The 6267-nt window shown below is 30.7% G+C and carries 8 protein-coding genes; 5 read left to right on the top strand and 3 right to left on the bottom strand.

Annotation, left to right across the window (positions count from 1 at the left end; all coding sequences use genetic code 11):
* From AC1EUY_RS01420 to AC1EUY_RS01400, 5 genes are all read left to right on the top strand, one after another.
* Positions 1–720 (top strand): SMP-30/gluconolactonase/LRE family protein (locus tag AC1EUY_RS01420; RefSeq protein WP_480193713.1); only part of this gene is annotated, 720 nt, incomplete at its 5' end.
* Between the two features lie 721 nt (positions 721–1441).
* Positions 1442–1786, top strand: a complete 345-nt coding sequence (locus tag AC1EUY_RS01415; RefSeq protein ID WP_480193712.1) for a hypothetical protein — start codon at positions 1442–1444, stop codon at positions 1784–1786.
* Positions 1783–2181: a hypothetical protein gene (locus AC1EUY_RS01410; RefSeq protein ID WP_480193711.1), complete on the top strand. Its 399-nt coding sequence runs from the start codon at positions 1783–1785 to the stop codon at positions 2179–2181. The genes AC1EUY_RS01415 and AC1EUY_RS01410 overlap by 4 nt, the downstream gene beginning before the upstream one ends.
* A 2-nt stretch (positions 2182–2183) precedes the next feature.
* Positions 2184–2612, top strand: coding sequence for a hypothetical protein (locus tag AC1EUY_RS01405; RefSeq protein ID WP_480193710.1), 429 nt, complete (start codon positions 2184–2186; stop codon positions 2610–2612).
* Between the two features lie 75 nt (positions 2613–2687).
* Positions 2688–3830, top strand: a complete 1143-nt coding sequence (locus AC1EUY_RS01400) for an Sb-PDE family phosphodiesterase (protein WP_480193709.1) — start codon at positions 2688–2690, stop codon at positions 3828–3830.
* On the opposite strand, the gene AC1EUY_RS01395 is transcribed toward AC1EUY_RS01400, so the two are convergent.
* Genes AC1EUY_RS01395 through AC1EUY_RS01385 form a run of 3 tightly spaced genes read right to left on the bottom strand, consistent with a single transcriptional unit; the run spans position 3820 to position 6263 of the window.
* Complete coding sequence (locus AC1EUY_RS01395) at positions 3820–5118, bottom strand: cryptochrome/photolyase family protein (protein ID WP_480193708.1); 1299 nt, start codon at positions 5116–5118, stop codon at positions 3820–3822. The genes AC1EUY_RS01400 and AC1EUY_RS01395 overlap by 11 nt on opposite strands.
* Entirely contained in the window at positions 5108–5569 is a 462-nt protein-coding gene (locus AC1EUY_RS01390; RefSeq protein ID WP_480193707.1) for an SRPBCC family protein, read from the bottom strand. The genes AC1EUY_RS01395 and AC1EUY_RS01390 overlap by 11 nt, the downstream gene beginning before the upstream one ends.
* Positions 5556–6263, bottom strand: a complete 708-nt coding sequence (locus AC1EUY_RS01385) for a lycopene cyclase domain-containing protein (RefSeq protein WP_480193706.1) — start codon at positions 6261–6263, stop codon at positions 5556–5558. Before AC1EUY_RS01385 ends, AC1EUY_RS01390 begins: the two co-directional genes overlap by 14 nt.
* Positions 6264–6267: the final 4 nt, after the last annotated feature.

Genomic DNA, 6267 nt, shown 5'->3' with positions numbered 1-6267 from the left:
AGTATCTCTATGTATAAAACTGATAGTACTTATAAAATAATGGCTGTAAATCACACACCAAGCGGACATACGATCGAAGTTTTTAAATTACAAGGTGAAAATCTTACCCATGAAACAACATTAACACATCACGCAATGATAAGTCCGAATGATGTTGTAATAATAGATGAGCATAAATTTTACTTCACCAATGATCATAAATATACAGAAGGTTTTGGTCGATTTATTGAGGATTATGGTGGTAGAGCCCTTTCAAATGTTATTTATTTTGATGGAGAAAACTATAAAGAAGTAGCTAACGGCATCGCTTATGCTAATGGTATTAACTTTGACGCAAAGCGTAATTTACTATTTGTGGCCTCACCAAGAAAATTTTTAGTAAAAGTGTATAAAAGAAATGAAGATGGTTCTCTTGATTTTATAGAAAATATCGATTGTGGTACTGGTGTAGATAATATTGAATTTGATAGGAATGGTAATTTATGGATTGGTGCACATCCAAATTTATTACGCTTTGCGTCATATGCTAAAGGTAAAAAGAAAACAGCCCCATCTGAACTCATTAAAATAACCTATCATGGTAAAAATGATTATACCATTGAAACAATATATCTAAATGATGGTGCTGAAATGTCGGCTTCTACGGTGGCAGCTCCTTATGGTAATGTAATCCTTACTGGAAATGTAATGGATTCACATTTTTTAATATTGAAACAATAGAAGGGCTGCGTTTATCACTATGAAAGCATAAATAAAATTCAAGCCTTCTGTTAATTTTATAAAAAAATAAAGGAGTGAATTCTCAGTAGTATATTGAGTAATTCGCTCCTTTCTCCCCTTATTGTAATTTCCTTTTACAGAATGTTATTTTGTTTAAATGAAGGAGAAAAGTTTATCATTTAGTACTGTGTAGTGAACTAAAGTTTAGTTAGTGATCAAACTTTTCTCCTTTCTCCCCTTTATTGTTGCGCCTAGAAAGCGTATATGGTTAAGTTCTAAAATAAAGGAGAAAAATCTTTTGTAGTTGAATTTTTAGCTATAAAAAGATTACTGATTTCTCTCCTTTCTCCCCTTGTTGTTAACTCTTGTTTAATTGTAAGAGTATTATTTTAATGAACTTTATTACTTCGTTTGTCTGATACAAATGTATAATGAGATGAGACATCTCGCAATAGAGCATTTAGGGATTTTTAAAACTCATGGAAAACCATGAGTTTTTATTTTATTTATAAAAAACTGATTTTCAATGTATTATATATACAAAAAGATTAATAGAGTTAGAATTGATGAAAATGATTGTTAAATTTTAACATAAAATTTTTCATATTTTTTTAACAATCGCAACTAATTAAGGAAAATAGGGAAGAAAATTACACTTCTATTTTGAGAATTACTATGTATATTTAAGTGCCATTAACCAAAAATAGAAACTTTTTGAATCATGTGGGAAAAAAAACTAAAATTTTATGACGTACTAATTGCTATAAATTCAAAATTTAAACATAAAGGTAAAATGTTGCCTTACACGTCAGCAAATGGTTATATGTTTTCTTTATATAATAAAGCATGCAAAATAGGTATTAGATTGTCAACATCTTCTGGCAAGCAATTTAAAACAGAACACGATACTACAAAATATAGATCATATGGAGCTGTGATGCGTGATTATGTGTTAATACCAAAGCATGTATATACAAATATACCTTTATTAACTAAAACGCTTGACGAGAGTTATGAGTATGTCATGTCGTTACCACCAAAACCAACTACTAAAAAGAAAAAATGATAACGGTAAAAACTGTAGAGTACATCATTATTGGAATTATCGGTTTTTTGATCTTATTTAATATTTACCTTAATATTAATGATGAAGATGAAGACACCGTGAACTTTATACTTAAAAAATGGGCTTCAGGTCAATACTTTTTTATCACATTTGCTTGGGGAATTTTAGGTGGACATTTTTTTCTAGGAACAAAGGTTGCTCTTTTTGGAAGTAATTGGTGGATACCCGTAGTATTGGTAATTATAATTCTATTGGCACTCTTTTGGATCGGCAAAAGGGTGAAACCAAAAAAAATAAACGCATTGTATCAACTCCTATTGCTAACAGCAGGGGTGTTATATGGACATTTCATATGGTCGCAGCGACATATACCAACTATTGATTTTCCGTGGTAACTATGGATGATAAAAAATTATTAAAAGAACTCATAAAAAATAATGGGCAATTAGTACGAACAGTACAATACATTCTTATTGCGCTTTTTTTAATTTTAATTGCATTAGATATTTACCTAGCCTTAGACAATGTGAAGGAAAATACCATCAGTCAAGTAATTCAAAATTCACCAAGAAACTATTTTTATATTTTGATGTATTTATGGGGTGCTATTGCAGCAAATCTTTTTCTCTATTCAACTAAATCATCTATTTTTAGTGGAACAGTTGGGTTTATTATTGTTTTATTAATAGCAACTTTGTTAGAGATTTTTGATTTAAAAACTAAATTCGGGCTTCATAACAACCATCAAAACTATATGTTAATTTATGTAATATTTATGGCTCTAGGAATTCTGATAGGGTGGCTTTTTTGGCGACAAAAACCTTAGTAACATTTATTAAAGATTAAATAAGTTTTAAAGATTGATACTCATTTATTATTAAACGCAAAAAATTATCAGCTCATGACCTATAAAAGAATAATAATGCTACTTTCTTGCTGCATTCCTTATTTGGTTTTGTCTCAAGAAGTACATTCTCATAAAGATTCTAGAGCCATTTCTTTTCCAGATGTGCCAAATTATAAAACGCTGGTGACTGATCTTCATCTACATTCTGTTTTTTCTGACGGAAAAGTATGGCCAACTATTAGAGTACTAGAAGCATTGAAAGATGGTCTAGACGCCATAGCAATTACCGAGCATTTAGAGTACCAACCACATAGTAAAGACATCCCACATCCTGATCGAAATAGAGCATATGAAATCGCGAAAGAAGAAGCAAAAGATCATGACCTTTTGGTAATTAATGGTGCAGAAATTACGCGTGATTTGCCTCCAGGGCATGCAAATGCCATATTTATTTCTGATGCAAATATGTTAAAAACAAAGAAAGCTATCAATGCTTTTAAAGAAGCTAAAAAACAAGGTGCTTTTATTTTTTGGAATCACCCAAATTTAATTTATCAAAAAAGAGATGGAATTGCAGAGTTAACAGCAATGCACAAGCAGCTTATAAAAGATAAGCTTTTACATGGTATTGAAATTGTAAATGAACATACCTATTCTGAAGAAGCCTTTCAAATTGCTTTGGATAATAATCTTACACTTATGGGAACATCAGACATACACGGACTTATTGATTGGGATTACCATGTCCATGACGGAGGTCATCGACCTGTAACTTTGGTGTTTGCTAAAAATAAAACAACGACAAGCTTAAAAGAAGCATTATTCGATAAGAGAACTGTGGTATGGTTTAATAATACCCTTATGGGAAGATCAGCATTTCTAAATCCACTACTAAAAGCCTCAATAGTAGTTACAAATACTGAAACTATTAAAAGTTATGACGGTACTGAAACACTAGTACAAGAAGTTACGCTGCAAAATAATTCTGATGCTGATTTTATTTTAAAAAACAGTTCAGTTTATACTTTACATAATCAGAATGATGTATTCACTTTAAAAGCCAATAGCGATCAAAAAATTCAAGTAAAAACAATACAGAAAAGTACTACTTCATTTGAATTAAAATTTGAAATACTAAATGCGCTTGTGGCTCCTAAAAAACATACTACACTAACTTTATTGTGTATTAGTAATTAGCAATACCTGCTTTATAAGTATTGATGGCTCGTTGTCTTGCAAACGTATGTTCAACTATAGGATCTGGATAGGAGTCTTCATCTAAATCATCTACCCAAGTACGTATGTATTCTTGATTTTTATCAAACTTTTCTTGTTGTGAGGTTGGATTGAAAATTCTAAAATAGGGTGAAGCATCACATCCTGTTCCAGCAGACCATTGCCAATTTCCATTATTAGATGATAACTCATAATCTAAAAGTTTTTTGGCAAAATATGCTTCGCCCCATCGCCAATCGATTAATAAATGTTTACATAAAAAACTAGCAGTGACCATACGTACTCTATTATGCATATAACCCGTTTTATTTAACTGTCGCATACCCGCATCGACAATTGGATACCCAGTTTCTCCAATGTACCACTTTTCAAACTCTTTCTCATTATTACGCCACTGAATACCATCGTATTTTGACCTAAAATTTTCAGTTACCACCTTTGGGAAATGATATAAAATTTGCATAAAAAATTCACGCCAAATTAACTCACTTAGAAAGGTTTCATTTCTACTTGAAGCTAATTTTACAAATTCACGCACGCTTACCGTACCAAATCTTAGATGTGGAGACACATAGGAAGTATCATCTTTAAAAGGAAAATCTCTATGTTCATCATAATTGTCAACACCATGAAGCGTATAAGGTTTTACTTTTATGTTGCTTCTGCTAAACCGAATTTGTTCTATCGTAGGGAAACTAGCTGAAAACTGAAAAAAGTTATTGAAATTACAAGCAGTATCTTGTAAGGAAAAATTTGGGTTATTAAAATGCTGCAACCATTTTCTTTTATAAGGTGTAAATACCGTATAAGGCTTTCCATCATCTTTGACAACCTCAGCTCTTTCAAAGATCACTTGATCTTTATAGGCGTACGCACTTATACCTTGTTCAAGTAAAAAATCAATAATTTCTTGATCCCGTTGTATGGCATAAGGCTCATAATCTTTATTAAAGAATACCTTTTTGATAGAGTAGTCTTTTACTAATTCTTGCCAAACTTCTAAAGGTTTACCTTTTTTAATTAAGAACGAACTATCTTTTTCTTTTAATTCTTGATGAACACTATGCAACGAATCGTAAATAAACGTGACTCTTGCATCATCCTTAGGCAATTGATCTAAAATATCATCATCAAAAATAAAAATTGGTAATACGTCGAGCCCAGATTTTAAGGCATTGCTTAAACCTACATTATCATACAGACGAAGATCTCTACGAAACCAGAAAACAGCTATTTCTTTAGTTTCCATTAAATAATTCGTTTACTTTTTTAAATCGGTAGTCAAAAATAGTCTCAAGTTGTTTTTTTATAAAGAGTGAATTTACTAATCTACCTAAAGGCCCTAATGGTAAACCATAATGTACAACGTCACGCATTTCTACTCCATTATCAACCTCCTTGAAAAAATGTTTATGATGCCATAAGCTATAGGGACCAAAGCGTTGTTCATCAATAAAGAATTCTTTGTCTTTAACCTGAGTAATCTCAGTTACCCACCGCATTGGGATATTTAATACTGGTTTTACAAAATATTGAATTATTTGACCAGGATACATTGTATCTTCAACTTCATCTATAATTTCGAAACCCATATAATTTGGGGTAATTTCTTTTAAATTTTTAGGACTCGAAAAAAAATCCCAGCAACTATCTAGTGTTGTATGTACTAGTTGTTTAGTTTCTAATTTATACAACTTCATGTTTAAATATGTTTTTCTTTTTAAACTTAGAAATCATGATGATGCTCATAAAGATCATACTAAAGGCATAGCCAATATCTTCAATCGGTATAGTCTCCATACGTATTCCTAAATTTTCAGCATTATTATACCATACCACTTGATCTTCGATAAAGCTTCCGGTAAGAATTCCATTCACAATAAAAAAAGGAATAAGTATAATTAAAAAGCTTATGTAAAATACCCTCAATTCTTCTTCTTGCGTAAAAAGGCTATACAATAAGACTAAAATAAGCAACGAAAAATTATAAAAAGTATATGCCTTATCTATATTAGAAAGTATTACTGTTAATAGTATAATGATTAAAAGTATCGTAATCACATTAGTAAGTTTTGAAGATAACTTTGACTTTGGAAAAAAGTATTGAAATGCATAATGTATAAACATACTTGCATACGGAATGCATAAAAAAAACAACCACTCTTCTAGCGGTAAGTTTACAATATTAATTCCTACTAAGTAACGTTCATTAAAGCCCCAAACACCATTCTTTGTGAAAATTATATCCCAAACAATAAAAATTGCTGCTGTAATAATCGTGGCTAACAATACTTCTCTCCACCACTTAATAAAGCGCATTCGTTTTTCAAAGCTGTATATAAAGGGAATAGAAATACTACCAATGTTTAATAAAAGGTATATGTATTTTTCCATTAAA

It is taken from the genome of Maritimimonas sp. 2210JD6-3 (assembly GCF_056591795.1).
The sequence above is the reverse complement of the archived record's forward strand: the minus strand, read 5'-3'. Positions and strand labels throughout refer to the sequence as shown.

Bases quoted from the DNA above. Each gene is read 5' to 3' on its own strand.
- AC1EUY_RS01415 (WP_480193712.1), top strand. From the start codon at position 1,442: ATGTGGGAAAAAAAACTAAAATTTTATGACGTACTAATTGCTATAAAT.
- AC1EUY_RS01410 (WP_480193711.1), top strand. From the start codon at position 1,783: ATGATAACGGTAAAAACTGTAGAGTACATCATTATTGGAATTATCGGT.
- AC1EUY_RS01405 (WP_480193710.1), top strand. From the start codon at position 2,184: ATGGATGATAAAAAATTATTAAAAGAACTCATAAAAAATAATGGGCAA.
- AC1EUY_RS01400 (WP_480193709.1), top strand. From the start codon at position 2,688: ATGACCTATAAAAGAATAATAATGCTACTTTCTTGCTGCATTCCTTAT.
- AC1EUY_RS01395 (WP_480193708.1), bottom strand. From the start codon at position 5,118: ATGGAAACTAAAGAAATAGCTGTTTTCTGGTTTCGTAGAGATCTTCGT.
- AC1EUY_RS01390 (WP_480193707.1), bottom strand. From the start codon at position 5,569: ATGAAGTTGTATAAATTAGAAACTAAACAACTAGTACATACAACACTA.
- AC1EUY_RS01385 (WP_480193706.1), bottom strand. From the start codon at position 6,263: ATGGAAAAATACATATACCTTTTATTAAACATTGGTAGTATTTCTATT.